Raw genomic sequence first — 17,505 nt, forward strand, 5'->3', positions numbered from 1 at the left:
AGGGACGAAGCCGTGGGCTCGCTGAACATCGAGAACGTGAAAAAGGCCTTCGGGCCGGTCGAGGTGCTGAAGGGCATCAACCTCGAGGTGACGGATGGCGAGTTCGTCGTCTTCGTCGGTCCATCCGGCTGCGGAAAGTCGACGCTGCTCAGGGTCATTGCCGGGCTGGAGGACTCGACCTCGGGCCGCGTGGTCATCGACGGGGCGGACGTTTCCGCCACGCCGCCGGCCAAGCGCGGCATCGCCATGGTGTTCCAGACCTATGCGCTCTACCCGCATCTGACGGTGAAGAACAATATGGGCCTCGGCCTCAAGCAGGCGGGCACGCCGGCGGCCGAGATCGACCGCCGCATCGGCATCGCCTCGTCGATGCTGTCGCTGGAGCCCTACCTCGAAAGGCGCCCGGCCGAATTGTCCGGCGGCCAGCGTCAACGCGTCGCCATCGGCCGCGCCGTGGTGCGCGAACCCAAGCTTTTTCTGTTCGACGAGCCGCTGTCGAACCTCGATGCCGCACTGCGCGTCAACACCAGGCTGGAGATCGCCCAGCTGCACCGTCGGCTGAAGGCGACGATGATCTATGTCACCCACGACCAGGTCGAGGCGATGACGCTGGCCGACAAGATTGTGGTCCTCAACGCAGGCAAGATCGAGCAGATCGGCGGCCCGATGGAGCTTTACAATTCGCCGGCAAATGAATTCGTCGCCGGCTTCATCGGCTCACCGAAGATGAATTTCGTCGACGGCACCAGGCTTGGCGAAACGGCAAAGACCATCGGCGTCCGGCCCGAACATTTGACCGTCGATCCCAAATCCGGCGCCTGGAAAGGCACGGTCGTGCATGCCGAGCACCTCGGCGCCGACACCAACCTCTATCTCGACTGCGAGAAGGCCGGCTTGATCACCGTGCGCATTTTTGGCGTCTACAATGCCGAACCCGGCACCACGCTCTATGCGACGCCGGATCCGGTAAAGACCTATCGGTTTGGAGCGGATGGCAAGGTGATGAAGTAGCGCCCCTCTTCCTTCTCCCCTTGCGGGAGAAGGTGGCCGAGCGAAGCTCGGTCAGATGAGAGGTGCTAGACGGAATGAGGCGTTGGAGTTCCTTCCAACACCCCTCAACCGTCTCGGCGCTGCGCGCCGATCCACCTTCTCCCACAAGGGGAGAAGGGAAGGTTTCTACGCATCCGCCCTGAACGTCTGCTTCTGGATACCCAGCCCTTCGATACCGAGCTCGACCACATCGCCGGGCTTCAGGAACACCGGCGGCTTCATGCCGAGGCCGACGCCGGGCGGCGTGCCGGTCGAGATGATGTCGCCTGGATGCAGCGACATGAACTGGCTGAGATAAGACACGAGATAAGCGACGCCGAACACCATGGTCTTGGTCGAGCCGTTCTGCATGGTCTTGCCGTTGACCGTCAGCCACATCGGGATGTTCTGCGGGTCCTTGACCTCGTCCTTGGTCACCAGCCACGGGCCGATCGGCCCGAACGTGTCGCAGCTCTTGCCCTTGGTCCACTGGCCCTGCCGCTCGGCCTGGAAGGCGCGTTCGGAGACATCATGCGCGACGCAATAGCCGGCGACATAGTCCAGCGCCTCGGCTTCGGTGACATATTTAGCGGTCTTGCCGATGACCACGCCGAGCTCGACTTCCCAATCGGTCTTCACCGAGCCACGCGGGATCAGCACGTCGTCGTTCGGCCCGACAATGGCCGAGCTTGCCTTCATGAAGATGATCGGCTCCGGCGGCACGGTTGCGCCGGTTTCTGCGGCATGGTCGGAATAGTTGAGGCCTATGCAGATGAATTTGCCGGTGCCGGCGACGCAGGCGCCGATGCGCGGTTTGCCGGAAACTGCCGGCAGCGATTTCGGATCGAGCTTCGACAATGACTCGAGCGATGCCGGGTCGATCGCCCTGCCGGCAATGTCGGTGACATGGGCGGAGAGGTCGCGGATCGTTCCATCCGCATCAAGGAGGCCAGGGCGTTCGCTCCCCGCCTCGCCATAGCGCAGCAGTTTCATGCAGTTTTCTCCCAGTTGCGACCAGAGGCCGTTTGCAAACTCGCTCCGCTGCGGCGAATGGCGTGGGTTTCGAGAACCGGAGCGGAGCGTACTTAAAGTACGTGAGCCTAGGCAAGCGCGGACGCCGCGCCAGGCGCCCGGCAGAATTGGATTTTCAGACTCCTAGATCGACCAGCCACCGTCGATATTATAGGCCTGCCCCGACGTATAGGTGGCACCGGCGAGATAGACGGCGAGGTCGGCGATTTCCTCGGGCGTGCCGAGCCGGCCCATCGGCTGACGGGCGATGAAGGCGGCGCGGGCTGCTTCGTAGTCGCCCTGCGCGTGCATGCGGTCGTGCAGCGACGGGCTTTCGACCGTGCCCGGGCAGATCGCATTGCAGCGTATGCCCTTGCCGACATAGTCGGCGGCAACCGATTTGGTCAGGCCGATAACGGCCGCCTTGGTCAGGCCATAGACGAAACGGTTGGGCACGCCCTTGGTCGAGCTGGCCAGCGACGCCATGTTGATGATCGAGCCGTCGCCGCGCTCAAGCATGCCGGGCAGCACGGCGCGGATGGTGCGGATCATCGAGCGGACATTGAGATCATAGGCAAAGTCGAGATCGCCGTCCTTCATCTCGAGGATCGAGCCGGAATGGACGAAGCCGGCGCAGTTGAACAGCACGTCGACCGCGCCGATCTCGGCAAAAGCGACGTTCACCGCCTCGTCGTTTAGGACATCCAGCTTGCGGGTCTTGATACCGGGGGTCTTGCCGAGGTCGGCGAGCACCACTTCGTTGATGTCGGTGGCATGGACGACGGCGCCGGCCTTGGCGAAAGCCAGCGCACTTGCCCGGCCGATGCCTTGCGCCGCCGCCGTGACGACAACGACCTTGCCTGTCAGATCCGCCATGCTTTTCTCCTCGCCCGTCTGTGATCGTTCGGCTTTTTACCGGCACAAGGCCGGGGCGCAATGTGCCAGACGGGCACCACCATCCCGCCTGTTTCGATATTCGCCCTGCCGGCCAAATGTTTTTTCTCGGTAAAGAACATCTTTTGGCCCGTCAAGCCCGGACGTCCCTCCGGGACACTCAGTCGCCGTAGGGCACCCAGACGTTCTTGACCTCGATCGCACGGCGCAGCAAGGCATCGCCGGCTGCTTCGCCCGATGTCCAGTCAAGGCTGTGGCCGTTGCCGGTCCAGACACGCTTGAGATTGCCGATGGACTCGGCCTCCGCCTTGGCACAGGTCTCGGCATCGGCGAACATCCAGAGCCCGTCGACATCGTCGTGCTTGGCCAGCACGCCGGCCAGCTCGGCGCTACGGCCCGTAACGATATTGATGGCGCCCGCCGGAACGTCGGAATATTCGATGACCTGGTAAAGGTCGATGGCAAGCAGTGGATATCGTTCGGACGGCACGGCGACCACGGTGTTGCCCATGGCGAGCGCCGGCGCAACCAGCGAGATCAGGCCGAGCAAAGGTGCGTTGTCCGATGCGACGATGCCGACGACGCCGACCGGTTCGTGCAGCGCCAATGTGACGGCGCGGGCCGGCGGCTGGTGGACGCGGCCCTCGAACTTGTCCGCAAGCCCGGCATAGAGGAACAGCCGCTCGATCGATAGCTCGACCTCTTCACTCGCCGCCTTGGCCGTCGCGCCGGTGAGCTGGGTCAGACGGGCGGCAAACTCGTCGGCGCGGCCGGACAGGTTTTCGGCCAGATAGTAAAGCACCTGGCTGCGATTGTAGGCGGTCGCTTCCGGCCAGGCCTTGCAGGCGCGCGCGGCCGCGACGGCGTCGCGGATATCCTTGCGGTTGCCGAGACCGACCTCGCCGGCGAGCTTGCCCTTGGCGCTGGCGACGGCAAGGGAATAATTGCCGTCCGGCCGGATCTGCTTACCGCCGATGAACAGCTTTGCCGTGCGGTCGATGGCATCGCCTTCCGGGCGCTCGATGGGCTGGGCAGTGGCCACAGCCGGTTTGATGATCGGGCCGAGCGGCAGTTTTGCCGAGAGATACTCGAACATGCCCTCGCGCCCGCCTTCGCGGCCGAAGCCGCTCTCGCGATAGCCGCCGAAGCCGCAGGCGGCGTCGAACATATTGGTGCCGTTGACCCAGACGACGCCGGCCTTCAATTGCGGCGCGACGTGCAGCGCAAGATTGATGTTCTCGCTCCACACCGAGGCGGCCAGGCCATAGCGTGTGTTGTTGGCGAGCTCGACCGCTTCCCCGGTATTGCGGAAGGTCATGGTCGCCAGCACCGGCCCGAACACCTCTTCCTGGGCCAGAATGTTAGCCGGCGAAACACCTGTCGCTAGCGTTGGCAGATGGTAATAGCCCGAGGCGGGCAGTGCCGAGTCCGGCTGCCAGCATATCGCGCCCTGCTTGGCGCCTTCGGAAATCAGGCCCTTGACGCGGTCGAGTTGGGTCAAATCGACCAGCGGGCCGATATCGGTGTTCTTGTCGAGCGGGCTGCCGACGCGCAGCCGGCTCATCCGCGTCTTGACCTTGGCGATGAAGGCGTCGGCGATGCCTTCCTGCACCAGAAGGCGCGAGCCGGCACAGCAGACCTGGCCCTGGTTGAACCAGATGCCGTCGACCAGACCCTCGACGGCGCTGTCGAGATCGGCATCCTCGAAAACGACGAAGGCCGACTTGCCGCCAAGCTCCAGCGAAAGTTTCTTGCCCGAACCGGCGGTGGCCTTGCGGATGATCTTGCCGACCTCGGACGAACCGGTGAAGGCGATCTTCTGGATGCCGGGATGGTTGACGATGGCCGCGCCCGCCTCCGGCCCGCCCTGGACGATGTTGACGACGCCCTTCGGCACGCCGGCGCGCTCGCAGATTTCGGCGAACAGGATCGCGGTGAGCGGCGTGAATTCCGCGGGTTTGAGCACCACGGTGCAGCCCGCAGCGAGCGCCGGCGCGATCTTCCAGGCCAGCATCAAAAGTGGGAAATTCCAGGGGATGATCTGGCCGACGACGCCGACGCCCTTATGGGCTGGAAAGTCCCTGTCCAGCGCCTGCGCCCAGCCGGCATGATGGATGAAATGACGGATCGCCAGCGGCACGTCGACGTCGCGGCTTTCGCGGATCGGCTTGCCGTTGTCGATCGATTCCAGCACCGCGAACAGCCGTTGGTGGCGCTGCATGGCGCGGCCGATGGCATAGAGCACTTTGGCGCGTTGATAACCGGTGCTGGCGCTCCATTTCGGCAGCGCTTTTGTGGCGGCCGAAACCGCCGCATCGATATCGGCAGCACCGGCATCCGAGACCTTGGCCAGCAGTTTGCCGGAGGCGGGATCGCTGGTGTCGAAGGTCTTTCCATTTGCAGCTGCTTTCCAGTCGCCGCCAATGAACAGGGCTTTCGAGAAATCACGGGTCGTCAGCCAGGCATCGGCCTCGTTGCGGGCCTCCGGCGCCGGGCCGTAATCCATGGCGTGATAGCGTTCGAGAATGTTCATGAAGCGCTCCGAATCACGCCATTGCGTGGCGATGATTGGCCGAGTAGTGGCCGGTCAGGTGATGCTCGAGCTGGCGCTCGATGTCGGTCAAAAGGCTCGATGCTCCGAAGCGGAACAGCTCCGGCTCCAACCAGGGCCGGCCCAGTTCTTCTTTCATCAGCACCAGCCAATCGAGCGAGGCTTTTGCCGTAGAAATGCCACCGGCCGGCTTGAAGCCGATGAGATAGCCGGTTTCCTCGAAATAGGCGCGGATGGCGCGCACCATTGCAAGGCCAACCGGCAGCGTCGCGTTGACGCTTTCCTTGCCGGTCGAGGTCTTGATGAAATCGGCACCCGCCATCATCGCCACCATCGAGGCGAGCATGACATTGCGCAGCGTGGCGAGGTCGCCTGTGCCGAGGATCACCTTCAGATGCGCCTCGCCGCAGGCGGCCCGCATCGAGACGATCTCGTTATAGAGCTCCTGCCATTTCGCCCCGAATACCAGACCGCGCGGAATGACGACGTCGATCTCGTCGGCGCCGTCCCGGACCGATGCTTCGATCTCCTGCAGACGTGTCGAAAGCGGGGCAAGGCCATGCGGGAAAGCCGTGGAAACGGCGGCGACACGGATGCCGCTGCCGCGCAGTGCTTCGACGGCAGTGGCGACGAAGGGATGATAGACGCAGACCGCCGCCGGGCGGATATTTTCGCCGGTAATGCCGAGCCCCTCGGCAATGTCGCGGCGGAATGGGTTGACCGCCTTGGCACAGAGCCGGCGCACGCGCTCTTCTGTGTCGTTCGAGTTCAGCGTCGTCAGGTCCATGCAGGCGACAGCACGCAGCAGCCAGGCAGCCTGGTTATCGGCCTTGATCGAGCGTCTTTTGGTCAGGCTGGCGACGCGGCGTTCCAGCGCCGAGCGGTTGACGCTGCGCATTGATTCCATGAAGCCAAGATCGAGCCTCATGCCGGGATTGCGAGCAATAGCATGGGCCTGCGGCATCGGCGCATTGGCGGCGGCGCGCGCCGGCAGCGGCGTGATCTTGGACGTGCCGAGATCGGTTTCGCGGATTGTGCTGCTCATCTCCTGCCCCTTGTTCAGCGACTTATGCCGAAGATAGACCGTGAAGCAGCGCTTCACGAGTCCTTCAGGCGGTCATAGCGGAAAAAGACAGTCAAGGCAGCCGATTTTTGACCGTCCGGTCAAAATCAGGGTCTCAAAGCAGTGGACGCTGAACTGCCGCGTCTCAGCCGACGAAGGCGCGCTCGACTACGAAGCTTGCCGGATGATGCAGCGAGCCTTCCTGGAAGTCGAGGCTTTCGGCCAGTTCCTTCACGTCTTTCAGCATATGCATCGAGCCGCAGATCATGATGCGATCGGTCTCGGGATTGAGCTTGTCGATGCCGAGATCGGTGTAGAATTTGCCCGAGCCGATCAGCGCGGTGATGCGGCCCATGCGTTCGGACGTCTCACGCGTCGTCGAATTATAGAGCGTGACGCGGCCGCCGGTCAGTTCGCCGATCAGCGGGTCGTTCTCCAGCGCGGCCACCAGTTCCTGGCCGTAGATGAGCTCGGCATTGTCGCGGCAGGTGTGGGTCAGCACGACTTCACCGAACTTCTCATAGGTGTCGGGATCGCGCAGCAGGCTGGCGAAGGGCGCAATGCCGGTGCCGGTCGAGATCATGAACAGGCGCTTGGCCGGCGTCAGCGCGTCGACCACCAGCGTGCCGGTCGACTTCTGCCGCATGATGACGGTATCGCCGATCTGGATCTTCTGCAGCTCCGAGGTAAGCGGGCCGTCCGGCACCTTGATCGAGAAGAATTCCAGCTCGTCGTCCCAGGACGGGCTGGCGATCGAATAGGCGCGGAACACCGGCTTCTCGGCATTGGGCAGGCCGATCATGACGAACTCGCCGGAGCGGAAGCGCAGCGACTGCGGCCGGGTGATGCGGAACGAAAACAGCCGGTCGGTATAGTGCTTCACCGAGACCACGGTTTCGGCATAGACATTGGCCGGTATCGGGAACTGCAACGGCCGGGCGCCGACGGTGTTGAACGCGGATGTGGTGTTCATCAAACCTAACCTTCTGGGCCAGCTCAGCGCCGGGCCAAATTATCACCTGCGCGCCCGAACCGGTCAGGTTCCTGCGTGCCCTTGCACACTCCGAAGCGGTAAGCTCTTGTGTCCGGAATTTATTAGTATACAAACGATATTTGCGTCAAGACGTCGCCGTAAAACAGCTTTCCAAACTGAGGCATGTAAGCAGTTCGGGCATTTCGGGTTTCGACAATGGAACAGAATTTTTCGGCGCAAGCTCTGGATTCGAGGGGCAGCGTCGTCGCCGGTATCGATGTCGGTGGCACCTTTACCGATCTGCTTCTGATCGACGGCCGTGATGGTGGCCGGGTGCATATCGCCAAGACCCCGACCACGGTCGACAACCAGGCTTTCGGCGTCGTTGCAGCTCTTGGTGCCACCGGCTTTCGCGTGGACGGCATCGACCTCATCGTGCACGGCACGACGACCACAACCAACGCGGTGCTGGAGCGCCGGCTGGCCAAAACCGGCATGATCACCACGCGCGGCTTTCGTGACGTCATCGAGCTTGGCCGGCGGACACGGCCGCAAGCCTATGGCATGACAGGCACCTTTGTGCCGATCATTCCGCGCAATCTGCGGCTCGAAGTGTCGGAGCGGGTCGAGGCCTCGGGCGCGGTGCGCATACCGCTCGACGAGGCCGAGATGCGGGCAGCGATTTCACAACTGATCGAAGCCGGCTGCGAATCGCTCGTCATCCATTTCCTGCATTCCTACGCCAACCCGGCGCATGAGCGGCGCGCGGCCGAGATCGGCGCCGAGCTTTGGCCGAACGGCTACATCACGACAGGCCATGCGCTGCTTTCGGAAGCGCGCGAATTCGAGCGCGGGGTGACCGCTTCGGTCAACGCCTCGGTGCAACCGATCCTCGAACGCTACGTCGAACGGCTGCGCAAGGAGCTGGCGTCAAAAGGCTACGCCCGCGACTTCCTGATCATGAACGGCAATGGCGGCATGATCTCGGCCCGCTTTGTCACACGTGAATCGGCCAAGACCGTTATGTCCGGCCCCGCCTCCGGCGTCATTGCCGCGGCCTATACCGGCAAGCGCGCCGGCTTCGAAAACCTGGTCACCTACGACATGGGCGGCACCTCGACCGACGTGGCGCTGATCCGCAATGCCGAACCGGCGGTGTCGAACGAGATCGAGATCGAATATGCGATGCCGATCCATGTGCCGATGGTGGCGGTGCATACAGTCGGCGCCGGCGGCGGCTCGATCGCCCGCGTCGATGCAGCCGGCCTGATCCAGATCGGCCCGGAAAGCGCCGGCGCCAATCCCGGGCCGATCTGCTACGGCCGCGGCGGCTTGGAGCCGACCATCACCGACGCCAATCTGGTGCTCGGCCGGCTGGCGCCGAAAAAGCTGCTGGCGGTGGAAAACCCGGTCACCGTCGAACATGTCACGGGCATATTCGAGGACAGGATCGGGCGACCTACCGGCCTGTCCGGCGTCGAGGCGGCGGGTGCGGTGCTGCGGCTGGGCAACATGAAGATGGCGGGCGCCATCCGCATGGTCTCGGTGTCGCGCGGTCACGACCCGCGCGATTTCGCGCTGTTCGCCTTCGGCGGCGCCGGGCCGCTGCATGCGACCGCCCTGGCGCGCGAGCTCGGCCTGCCGCGGGTGCTGGTGCCGGCGCGGCCGGGCATTACCAATGCGCTCGGCTGCGTCGTCGCCGATCTGCGCCATGACTTCGTCAACACGGTCAACCAGCCGGTGGCGGGGCTCGATGAAGCCCAGCTCCAAGCTATATTGGAACGGCACCGAAACGAAGGCGAAGAGTTGATCGGCAAGGAAGCGGTGAAGCCGGAGACGATCCGCGTCACGCATTCCGCCGACATGCAGTTCGTCGGCCAGACGCATATTATTAACGTGCCGCTGCCGTCGTTTGCGGTGACGCGCGAGGTCCTGCAGCAACTGTTCGAGAAGGCCTATTTCGCCCGCTTCAAGGTCGAGCTGCCGGAAATCCGCGCCAATCTGGTCAATCTCAACACCTCGGTGACCGGCGTGCGGCCGGCGATCGATCTGTCGCGGCTGATCGATCCGGCTGGCCGCGCCAAAACGCTCGAAGAGGCGCGGCGCGAGATCCGGCCGGTCTGGTATGGCGGGCGCTGGTACGACACGCCGGTCTACAGTAGGGAAAAGTTGCCGCTCGACGCCATCATCGAAGGCCCGGCGGTCCTCGAACAGATGGATGCCACAACCGTGCTCGAGCCCGGCGACCGGGCGCGCTCGGATGCCGACGGCAACATCATCATCGACATTGGTGAGGCCTGAGATGCAAAAGCTCGACGCCATCACCCTTTCGGTCCTCCAGGCGGCGCTGCAGCAGGTCTGTGACGAGATGGACCTGACGTTTTCGCGCGCCGCTTTCTCGCCCGTCATCGCCGAGGCCAATGACCGCTCCGACGGCATCTATTCGGCAGTCGATGGTTCGCTGATCGCGCAAGGCAGCCAGGGCCTGCCGGTGTTCGTCGGCGTCATGCAGTATTCGACCAAAACGGTGATCGAGATGATCGCCGACGGACGCTGCCTGCCGCCCGAGCCGGGCGATATCTACATCGTCAACGATCCTTATCTCGGCGGCACCCATCTGATGGATGTGCGCTTCGCCATGCCGGTCTATCGCGACGGCAAGATATTCTGCTGGCTGTCGAACACCGGCCATTGGCCCGACATTGGCGGTTCGGTGCCGGGCGGCTTCTCCGCCTCGGCGACTGCGGTGGAGCAGGAAGGCTTGCGGCTGCCGCCGGTGAAATTGTTCAAGAAGGGCGTGCTCGACCCTGAGATCTACGCCATCATCTGCTCGAACATCAGGGTTGCCGACCAGCGCATCGGCGACATCCGCGCGCAAGCGGCAGCACTGCTGATCGGCCAGGACCGGCTCAACGGCATTTTGGATCGTTACGGAGACGAAACGGTCGTCGAAGCAATCGCCGAATTGCGGCGCCGCGCCGCTGAACAGATGCGCGTCAACATATCGGCCATTCCCGACGGCATTTATCGGTCGCAGGCTTTTGTTGATTCCGACGGCGTGGTCAACGAGCCGCTGACCATTGCGCTTGCCGTCGAGAAAAAAGGCGACACGCTCCGCTTCGACTTCTCAGGCTCGTCAAAACCCTGCGCCGGGCCGATGAACAGCGTGCTGGCGACGACCTTGTCCTCGGTCTACCTCGCCATGCGCCACATTTTCCCGGACGTGCCGATCAGCGCCGGCGCCTTCGAGCCGCTCATCGTCAAGCGGCCAGAAGGCACCTTCCTCGATGCCAAATATCCGCGGCCGGTATCGGGCTGCGCGGCCGAGGTTTCGCAGCGCATCGCCGAGGCGGTGTTCGCGGCCATGGTGCAGGCGCTGCCGGACAGGGTGACTGCGGCTCCCGCCGGCTCCAGCGGCAATTTCGCGCTCGGCGGCAACGATCCGCTCCGTGGCCGCGACTACGTCATGTACCAGATATCCGGCGGCGGCTATGGCGGCAATGCCGATCATGATGGCCTGACCAATGGCTGCTCGACCATCGGCATTTCCAAATCGCCGCCGGTCGAGATCATGGAACAGGCTTTCCCTGTGCTCTATCGCCACTATGCGTTGCGCGAAGGCTCGGGCGGCGCCGGCAAGCATCGCGGCGGTTTTGGGCTCGCTTATGAGGTCGAGATCCTGCGTGGCGACGCCCGCGCCTCCTTCGTCATGGACCATGGCCGTTTCGGCCCGCAAGGCGCGCTCGGCGGCAAGGACGGCGCGGTCAACACGGTGACCGTGTTCCGCGACGGTGAGGCGCATGTGCCGCCGCACCTCTCCAAGGAACAGGACATCACGCTGAGGGCCGGCGACCGCGTGCGCGTTGGCACGCCGGGCGGCGGCGGCTACGGCAATCCCTGGCAGCGTGATCCGGAATGGGTCGCTCGGGATATCGCCCTAGGCTATTACACACCCGCAGAAGCCGGCGAAAAGTTCGGCGTCGCGCTGTCGGCGAACGGGTTGGCGATTGACCGGTCAGCGACCGAAAAGAAGCGCGCCGGCTGACGATGCTGGCCAGCATCTCCGCTGTGCCACGCTCAGTTCCGATGATCCAGCCTCGCGACCAGCCGGTCGCCGGCCCACTGGATGCCGCAGACCAGGACGATCAGGACGATGACCACGGCGATCATGACTGACGTTTCGAAGCGCTGGTATCCGTATCGGATGGCGAGGTCGCCCAGCCCGCCGGCGCCGATGGCGCCGGCCATGGCCGAGGCGCCGATAAGCGTCACCAGCGTCACCGTGAAGCCGGCGACGATGCCGGGCAGCGCTTCCGGCACCAGCACCTCGCGGATGATCGTCCAGCGGTTGCCGCCCATGGCGCGCGCCGCTTCGATCAGCCCGTGGTCGACCTCGCGCAGCGACACTTCGGCGATCCGGGCATAGTAGGGCGTGGCCGCGATCGACAGCGGCACGATGGCGGCCCATGTGCCGATCGAGGTGCCGACGATCAGCCGCGTCACCGGGATCAGCGCAACCAGCAGGATGATGAAAGGCACCGAGCGGAAACCGTTGATGACCGCGCCGAGCGCGCGGTTCACCCACAGGTTTTCGGCGATGCCGCCGCGGTCGGTGGCGACCAGGGCCAGGCCGAGCGGCAGCCCGAAAATCAGCGAGATGAGGCCGGAGGCGGCCGTCATCAGGATCGTTTCCCAGATGGATCGAAGCAGGAGTTCAAACAGAATTGGCGACATGGCCAAGCACCTCCACCCGCGCATTGCGGGCTTTCAAGAACGCGATCACCTGTGCCAGGTGGTCTTGATTGCTGCCCGCGACCGCCACGAACAATGTCCCGACAGGCTGCTGCTGGACGTGATCGATGCCGCCATGCACGAGGCGGAACGAGCCGGGAACTGCCGAGGCAAGATCGGACAACAGCGGGCTTCGCGCGGCCTCACCCGCCACGTCGATCCTGAGGATCGCCTCCACGCCGGCGTTCTGCGTTAGCCGGCTTGCGATCTCCGCCGGCAATTGCGGCCTGATGCCGCCGAGCAGGCTTTGTGTGATCGCCGACTTCGGATCGGCAAACACCGACCACACCGGCCCTTGCTCGACGATTCGTCCGGCGTCGATCACCGCGACCCGGTCGGCGATCGAACGGATCACCTCCATCTCATGGGTGATGAGCAGGATGGTCAGGCCGAGCTGCCGGTTGATGTCTCTGAGCAAGGCAAGGATGGAGCGCGTCGTCTCCGGGTCCAACGCCGAGGTCGCTTCGTCCGACAGCAGCAGCGCTGGGCGCGCCGCAAGCGCCCGGGCAATGCCGACGCGCTGTTTCTGTCCGCCCGACAGCGACGCCGGATAGGCTTTCGCCTTCTCCGACAGGCCGACGAGCTCGAGCAGCTCGGCAGCGCGCGCCAGGCGTTCGGCCCTGGGCCGGCCTTCGATCTTGAGCGGCAGCGCTACATTGTCTTCGACCGTCTTGGCGGACAGCAGGTTGAAATGCTGGAAAATCATGCCGATACGCCGGCGCAGCGGCTGCAATTCGCGCTCGCCGAGCCGGCTGATCTCGCGGCCTTCGATGAAGACCTGTCCTGTATCCGGCCGCTCCAGGCCGTTCAGGCAGCGTATCAGCGTCGACTTGCCGGCGCCGCTGCGGCCGATGATGCCGAGGATCTCGCCCTGGCGCACGCTGAGCGATACGCCGTCCAGCGCCGCTGTTGCGCCGAAGCGGCGCTTCAGCTCGATGAGGCGTACGACATCGTGCGGTCCCGCGGAACGGCTGCCGACGGGATGCATGACTTCGGTGACCGGGGCGAAATGCTGGTTCATGAAAGTTCCTGTATAGGTGTCCCGCAAAACGCGATCGCGGTCCGCGTTGGAGCGCGGACCGCTTTATCATGCCGGGCTTCAGCGCCAAGTCGAGCTCGGTATCAATAGGCGCTGATGCCGGTTCCCTTGTAGACCCGGTCGAATTCGGCCTTCACCTTTTCGTTCTGGTAGGAGGCGACCAATGTCTTTACCCAGGGCTGGTTTTCATTGCCGGCCTTGACCGCGATGAAGTTGCGGTAGGGATTGTCGGCCACCGCCTCCTGGGCGATGCGGTTCTCCGGTGTGAGGCCGCTTTTAAGCGCCCAATCCGTGTTGACCACGGCCCCGTCGAGATCTTCCACCGAGCGCCCGACAATGCCAGCGTCGAGCTCCTTGACGACCAATTTCTTCGGGTTTTCGGCAATGTCGGTCGTCGTAGCCAGAATGCCGGTTCCTTCCCTGAGCTTGATCAGACCTTCGCTCTGCAGGACACGCAGCGCGCGCCCTTCATTGGACGGATCGTTCGGCACGCCGACGACGGCGCCTTCGGGCAAGTCGCCAATCTTCGCGTACTTCTTGGAATAGAGGCCGATCGGCCAGACCCCGGTATAGCCGACCGGGACGATGTGATAGCCCTGCGTCTTGATCTGGTTGTCGAGATAGGGCTTGTGCTGGAAGGCGTTGGCGTCGATTTCGCCACGCTCGAGTGCTTCATTCGGCTGGGTGTAGTCGTTGAACACCACGGTCTCGATCGTCAGCCCCCTCTCCGCCGCCTGGGCGGTGACGACGCGCCAGACGTCCTCGTCCTCGCCGCTCATGATGCCGACCTTGATCGCCGTCTTGTCCTCGGCGAACGACGGCGCAGCCATGCCGACAATCGCAACCGCCGATGCAAACAGTACAGCGAGGCCGGCGCGCCGGTTTATAGTTGCTGCGAGGAATGGAAGCAAAGTGTTGATAGTCCCAGGCATGGTCAATCCCATCGGTTTTGAAATCATTGCGGCCAGGCGGAATGCGAAGCCTTGCGGGCATCATCGGAAATGCTGATCGCCAGATCAAAGAACGGTATTTCCCGCCAAATGCGGAGCCGGGAATATTCTCTCAAAGTTTCTGGCCTAGCGAGCACAGGACGCTGCCGCCTAGCGCGCTGACTCCGCTATGAGGCCCGCCGTGCGTCGGAACGGCGGGCCTTTCTGCGTCCGAATGCCCAGGCACGGGCACCAGTTTGGGATGTCGACAATGCAGGACGCGCCGCATGTCCCTTCAAAAAACGACGCGCATTGCTCACTGGATGACCTTCACGATCCTGCGTGTGCCCGGATCGACCAGGACGGTCTGGTTGTCGACGACGACATAGCGGTATTTGACGTCGGGAACCTCATGAAGCTCGACGGTATCGGGCAGGGTCGAGCCGACATTGAGCTCCACGCCGGGAAGCTGGACGGACGCCAGAGGCTGCTTTTTCACATACTCGCGTACGATCGTCTCCTGCTGCGGTTCGATGACCACGTCCTGAGCGGCAGCGGCGCCAATACCCGCAAGCAGCAAGAACCCAGCCGCGGCTGCCGAAAGATGCATTCTCATGATTGTCTCCTTTCGTGGTGGGCCACCTCTGCGCTGCGCCGCGTCATGCTGTTCGCAGCGGGGTCGCTATAGGCGGGTAACGTCATCAGGTGGAGCTTGTTCCGCCGCTCGGATCGCTTGCCGTTTCGCTCCATTGGTTTGGAACAAAATTTTTTAGCCGCAGTTTTACGCGGTGAAGGGACGCATTTTCCAAGGAGATCTCTCATGAAAGGCGTTCTGATCACCAGCTTGCTAGCAATCAGCGTCAGCTGCGGAGCTGCACTTGCCCAGACGCAGCAGTCGACCGACGACCAGTCCGGCGCCAATTGCGCAGCCGGCGCTGCCAATTGCCAGAATGGCGCCAAGATGGACGAGCAGGCTCAGGGCAAGGCCGGCGCTGCGACTGATCAACAGGCGCAGGGCAAACCGAAGCTGAAGACCGACGAGCAAGCCCAAGGCAAGGCCGGCGCCACGACCGACCAGCAGGTCACGGGCAACACCAAGATGAAGACCGACGAACAGGCCCAAGGCAAAACCGGAACCACCACTACCGAGCAGGCCCAAGGCAACACGAAAATGAAGACCGAGGAGCAGGCTCAGGGCAAGACTGGGACCACGACCACCGAGCAGACTCAGGGCAATGCTTCTACGCAGACGCAGGACCAGAGTTCGACCGCTTCCATCAGCAATGTGACCGTTGAACAGAAAACCCAGATCACTCAGGTCATCAAAGAGACCAACGTCCAACCCGTTTCCAGCGTCGATTTCGACATCTCTGTCGGCATCGAGGTTCCGCGGAAGAAGGTCCGGCTGCATCGTCTGCCGGCGCGCATCGTCAAGATCGTTCCGGCTTACGAAGGCTATGAGTATTTCGTGCTCGCCGATGGTCGGATCGTCATCGTCGACCCGAATACCTACAAGATCGTGATTATCCTGACCTAGTCGTGGCCAGACGGTTTGATTGAACCAAAGGGTCCGTCGCGCAGGTCGCGTGGCGGCCCTTTCCGCATCTCCTCGCTCCGCGTCTGCTGCAAATCGCAGATCACGGTCCGTCCTCGGGGCGAGGAGTGAGCACGGTGTGATCGATGGTGTCGGGCAGGCATGGACTGGGCACGCAGCTTGTTCGGACTGACGCGGTGGTCATGCCCTCGATATCCGTAACTAGCACCATTCTCGCGTAGTGCCGCGGCCACAGCGGCTCTCCAAACAGGACGAAGACGCCGCCAATCATCAAGGCCAGCAACATGAGTGCCGTAACATTTGCAAATATCTCGCCGTAGCGCATGAAGGCAGCCTGTCCCGTTCGGAAAGCGATTTCAGCCTGTGACAGCGGCGACCAGGATGGCGCCGAAACCCAGCGCTAATGCCCTTGGCGCCTCGCGAATGCCGCCTTCCATTGGATACTCCCCGGAATAAGCCAGGTGAATAACGGCACTCTCGGTGCTTTGTTCCGGGCCGGACGACAGCCGCTTCATTCATGCCGGGGCGTTTCCGTTGGCAAGACCGCAGGCGGTCTTCGCTCTCATTGATGCGCCGCAGCGAGGTCCTTGACATGACGTTCGTGCATTTGCAGCACCGGCAGCGTCTTCTTGGCAAACTCCTTCATCGCCGGATCGTCGCCGGAATTTGCGTAGGCGGAAAACAGCGCCACCGCTTCCTTATGTGCCTGGGTTTGCATGTCGATATATTTCGATTGGAAGCTGTCACCGCTGGCCTCCTTAAGTTGGTCGAGCAACGCCTGGTGCTTGGTGTCCAGCGGCGGGCCGGCCGGCGCGGTGGCCGAAGTTGTCTGACCTTTGCTGAGCGCCGCCTTGAAGTCCTCGCCGGCCTTGGCGTGGTCCGTGACCATTTGCGCCGCGAAGGCCTTCACATCGTCGGCCGTCGCCTGCTTCTGTGCAAGTCGGCTCGACTCGATTTCAAATGTATTGGCGATGGGCACCGTCTTCACGAACGTCGCCGTGTCAACCTTGCTCATGGTGTCGGTCGTCAGAGGTGTCAGCGTCGCCGATTGGGCAAAAGCAGCCAAAGGCGCGCCGGCCGTCAGCGCTGCCGCAGTGATCGATAGAAGTGTTTTCATGGAAGTTCTCCGAGGCTGATGTCATCCCTCCGATGGCTCAACGCGGAAGCTGCGGCGAGGTTGCCTGGTCGCGGCGGCCACAGCCACCGCGACGCGAAACAATGGTTTGGAAACGCAAAACAAAAAGACGCCGGCTGCGTCCTGCAAAGTGCAACGCAAGCCACGAGATCGTACGGAATCGTACAAGCTCTTTCGCTTTGCCGCAGTCTTGCTATCGTTGGCTGGGAGAGATGGGTGGAGGCTTCCGTGGGGCAGATCAAGTCGCCGCTGGGAATCGGTATTGACACCGACGCTGCCGTTCATACCATCATGGGCGACTACCATTCCGGCGACATTCTCTCGACCACCGTCGTCATAGCCGATTTGCGCAGACGCTTTCCCTGGTGCCGGCAAACCGACGAGGAGCTGGTTGGCTTCATCGTTCGGGCGCTGGACGGTCGGGAGATCGCCGTCAGCTTCGACCACCGCGGCCGTTAGGCGGCTGATTTATGGCAAACTGACGAGGGTGCGGCGCCCCCGCGACGCACCCTCGTCAAGCGATGCTACCACGGGG

General features: G+C 63.2%; 17 protein-coding genes. 5 read left to right on the forward strand and 12 right to left on the reverse strand.

All coding sequences use genetic code 11. The features are described from left to right. Window positions 1-12: 12 nt before the first annotated feature. Window positions 13-1,011, forward strand: coding sequence for an ABC transporter ATP-binding protein (locus tag NKH01_RS30490; RefSeq protein ID WP_023718925.1), 999 nt, complete (start codon window positions 13-15; stop codon window positions 1,009-1,011). Window positions 1,012-1,176: 165 nt separating this feature from the next. Here NKH01_RS30490 and NKH01_RS30495 read toward each other — a convergent pair whose 3' ends face one another. The 5 genes from NKH01_RS30495 to NKH01_RS30515 form a co-directional block, all read right to left on the reverse strand. Next, on the reverse strand, window positions 1,177-2,022 hold the full coding sequence (locus NKH01_RS30495) for a fumarylacetoacetate hydrolase family protein (RefSeq protein ID WP_023720565.1): 846 nt from the start codon (window positions 2,020-2,022) through the stop codon (window positions 1,177-1,179). Between the two features lie 162 nt (window positions 2,023-2,184). Then, entirely contained in the window at window positions 2,185-2,916 is a 732-nt protein-coding gene (locus tag NKH01_RS30500; protein ID WP_352495108.1) for an SDR family oxidoreductase, read from the reverse strand. A gap of 178 nt (window positions 2,917-3,094) precedes the next feature. Next, window positions 3,095-5,467: an aldehyde dehydrogenase family protein gene (locus NKH01_RS30505; RefSeq protein WP_353024007.1), complete on the reverse strand. Its 2,373-nt coding sequence runs from the start codon at window positions 5,465-5,467 to the stop codon at window positions 3,095-3,097. Between the two features lie 13 nt (window positions 5,468-5,480). Further along, entirely contained in the window at window positions 5,481-6,530 is a 1,050-nt protein-coding gene (deoC, locus tag NKH01_RS30510; RefSeq protein ID WP_352481416.1) for a deoxyribose-phosphate aldolase, read from the reverse strand. Window positions 6,531-6,693: 163 nt separating this feature from the next. Continuing rightward, window positions 6,694-7,521, reverse strand: coding sequence for a ferredoxin--NADP reductase (locus NKH01_RS30515; RefSeq protein ID WP_352591988.1), 828 nt, complete (start codon window positions 7,519-7,521; stop codon window positions 6,694-6,696). A 216-nt stretch (window positions 7,522-7,737) separates the two neighbouring features. Between NKH01_RS30515 and NKH01_RS30520 the strand changes: the two genes are divergently transcribed. Both NKH01_RS30520 and NKH01_RS30525 read left to right on the forward strand, forming a co-directional pair. Beyond that, window positions 7,738-9,822: a hydantoinase/oxoprolinase family protein gene (locus NKH01_RS30520; protein WP_353024010.1), complete on the forward strand. Its 2,085-nt coding sequence runs from the start codon at window positions 7,738-7,740 to the stop codon at window positions 9,820-9,822. Window position 9,823: 1 nt separating this feature from the next. Continuing rightward, window positions 9,824-11,566 (forward strand): hydantoinase B/oxoprolinase family protein, encoded by a 1,743-nt coding sequence (locus NKH01_RS30525; RefSeq protein ID WP_353024012.1) that lies wholly within the window; start codon window positions 9,824-9,826, stop codon window positions 11,564-11,566. Between the two features lie 32 nt (window positions 11,567-11,598). Here the strand turns inward: NKH01_RS30525 and NKH01_RS30530 are convergent, their stop codons facing one another. From NKH01_RS30530 to NKH01_RS30545, 4 genes are all read right to left on the reverse strand, one after another. Beyond that, window positions 11,599-12,255, reverse strand: coding sequence for a methionine ABC transporter permease (locus tag NKH01_RS30530; protein WP_352495104.1), 657 nt, complete (start codon window positions 12,253-12,255; stop codon window positions 11,599-11,601). Next, window positions 12,236-13,300 carry a methionine ABC transporter ATP-binding protein gene (locus tag NKH01_RS30535; protein WP_353024021.1) on the reverse strand — a complete coding sequence of 355 codons (1,065 nt, stop codon included), beginning with the start codon at window positions 13,298-13,300 and terminating at the stop codon, window positions 12,236-12,238. The genes NKH01_RS30530 and NKH01_RS30535 overlap by 20 nt, the downstream gene beginning before the upstream one ends. Window positions 13,301-13,434: 134 nt before the next feature. Then, window positions 13,435-14,283 carry a MetQ/NlpA family lipoprotein gene (locus tag NKH01_RS30540; RefSeq protein WP_352858736.1) on the reverse strand — a complete coding sequence of 283 codons (849 nt, stop codon included), beginning with the start codon at window positions 14,281-14,283 and terminating at the stop codon, window positions 13,435-13,437. A 313-nt stretch (window positions 14,284-14,596) separates the two neighbouring features. Beyond that, the gene (locus tag NKH01_RS30545) at window positions 14,597-14,896 is read right to left on the reverse strand and encodes a DUF1236 domain-containing protein (protein WP_353006759.1); all 300 of its coding nucleotides are present in this window, start codon (window positions 14,894-14,896) and stop codon (window positions 14,597-14,599) included. 204 nt (window positions 14,897-15,100) lie between these two features. Between NKH01_RS30545 and NKH01_RS30550 the strand changes: the two genes are divergently transcribed. Next, the gene (locus NKH01_RS30550) at window positions 15,101-15,817 is read left to right on the forward strand and encodes a DUF1236 domain-containing protein (RefSeq protein WP_353024023.1); all 717 of its coding nucleotides are present in this window, start codon (window positions 15,101-15,103) and stop codon (window positions 15,815-15,817) included. A 100-nt stretch (window positions 15,818-15,917) separates the two neighbouring features. Here the strand turns inward: NKH01_RS30550 and NKH01_RS30555 are convergent, their stop codons facing one another. From NKH01_RS30555 to NKH01_RS30565, 3 genes are read right to left on the reverse strand one after another with little or no spacing between them, the layout of a single operon-like run. Next, the gene (locus NKH01_RS30555; RefSeq protein WP_023720552.1) at window positions 15,918-16,160 is read right to left on the reverse strand and encodes a hypothetical protein; all 243 of its coding nucleotides are present in this window, start codon (window positions 16,158-16,160) and stop codon (window positions 15,918-15,920) included. 31 nt (window positions 16,161-16,191) lie between these two features. After that, window positions 16,192-16,350, reverse strand: a complete 159-nt coding sequence (locus tag NKH01_RS30560; protein WP_352816788.1) for a hypothetical protein — start codon at window positions 16,348-16,350, stop codon at window positions 16,192-16,194. A 47-nt stretch (window positions 16,351-16,397) separates the two neighbouring features. After that, on the reverse strand, window positions 16,398-16,901 hold the full coding sequence (locus NKH01_RS30565; RefSeq protein WP_353024015.1) for a DUF4142 domain-containing protein: 504 nt from the start codon (window positions 16,899-16,901) through the stop codon (window positions 16,398-16,400). A gap of 297 nt (window positions 16,902-17,198) precedes the next feature. On the opposite strand from NKH01_RS30565, the gene NKH01_RS30570 reads away from it, so the two are divergent. Beyond that, a complete protein-coding gene (locus tag NKH01_RS30570) occupies window positions 17,199-17,429 on the forward strand; it encodes a hypothetical protein (protein WP_353024017.1) in 231 nt (76 codons plus the stop codon). Window positions 17,430-17,505: the final 76 nt, after the last annotated feature.

The sequence above is a fragment of the Mesorhizobium sp. M1403 genome (assembly GCF_040317695.1).
Lineage (GTDB): Bacteria > Pseudomonadota > Alphaproteobacteria > Rhizobiales > Rhizobiaceae > Mesorhizobium.